This window comes from Paralteromonas sediminis, from assembly GCF_003820355.1.
Taxonomy (GTDB): Bacteria; Pseudomonadota; Gammaproteobacteria; order Enterobacterales; family Alteromonadaceae; genus Alteromonas_F; species Alteromonas_F sediminis.
The window spans coordinates 1-1,247 of the sequence record NZ_RPOK01000010.1 but is presented as its reverse complement, the minus strand read 5'-3'; the positions used below and the strand labels follow the sequence as shown (position 1 = coordinate 1,247).

Sequence of the window (1,247 nt, the reverse complement as noted above, 5' to 3'; positions counted from 1 at the left end):
CAAACAAAAAACCCCGCTAAAGAGCGGGGTTTTTCTTATGCTTTGCAGCTGTGTCTAAATCTTAGTCCAAGATTTTAGATACAACACCCGCACCTACGGTACGGCCACCTTCACGGATAGCGAAGCGCAAGCCTTCGTCCATCGCGATTGGAGCAATTAGCTCAACAACAAACTTCAAGTTGTCGCCAGGCATTACCATTTCTACGCCTTCTGGTAGCTCTACTGCACCAGTAACGTCAGTTGTACGGAAGTAGAACTGTGGACGGTAGCCTTTGAAGAATGGCGTGTGACGGCCACCTTCGTCTTTGCTTAGTACGTAGACTTCTGCTTCAAACTTTGTGTGTGGGTTGATTGAACCAGGCGCTGACAATACTTGACCACGCTCTACTTCGTCACGCTTAGTACCACGTAGTAGTACACCAACGTTCTCACCTGCACGACCTTCGTCTAGCAACTTACGGAACATCTCTACGCCAGTACAAGTTGTCTTCGTCGTCTCTTTGATACCAACGATTTCAACTTCTTCACCAACTTTGATGATACCTTGCTCTACACGGCCTGTTACTACAGTACCACGACCAGAGATTGAGAATACGTCTTCGATTGGAAGAATGAACGGCTTATCAATTGCACGCTCTGGCTCTGGGATGTATGAATCTAGGGCTTCGCCTAGCTCGATGACTTTCTTTTCCCACTCTGCGTCGCCTTCTAGCGCTTTAAGTGCAGAGCCTTGAATAACTGGCAAGTCATCACCAGGGAATTCGTATTCGTTTAGAAGTTCACGTACTTCCATTTCTACTAGCTCTAGAAGCTCTTCATCGTCAACCATGTCACACTTGTTCATGAATACGATGATGTAAGGTACGCCAACCTGACGACCTAGTAGGATGTGCTCACGAGTCTGAGGCATAGGACCGTCAGTCGCTGCTACTACTAGAATAGCTCCGTCCATCTGAGCAGCACCTGTGATCATGTTCTTAACGTAGTCAGCGTGTCCAGGACAGTCTACGTGCGCGTAGTGGCGAGTAGGCGTGTCATATTCTACGTGTGAAGTCGCGATGGTGATACCACGCTCACGCTCTTCTGGTGCGTTATCGATTTGATCGAATGCTTGTGCTGCACCACCGTAAGTCTTTGCAAGTACTGTAGTGATTGCTGCAGTTAGTGTAGTTTTACCGTGGTCAACGTGACCGATTGTACCAACGTTGACGTGCGGTTTCGTACGTTCAAACTTTTCTTTTGCCATT

General features: G+C 47.7%; 1 protein-coding gene. It reads right to left on the bottom strand.

What is annotated here, in order from left to right; all coding sequences use genetic code 11:
- Window positions 1-61 precede the first annotated feature (61 nt).
- Entirely contained in the window at window positions 62-1,246 is a 1,185-nt protein-coding gene (tuf, locus tag DRW07_RS18210) for an elongation factor Tu (protein WP_124029389.1), read from the bottom strand.
- Between the last annotated feature and the right edge of the window lies 1 nt (window position 1,247).

Coding starts and splice junctions, on each gene's coding strand:
- tuf (WP_124029389.1), bottom strand. CDS start 1,246: ATGGCAAAAGAAAAGTTTGAACGTACGAAACCGCACGTCAACGTTGGT.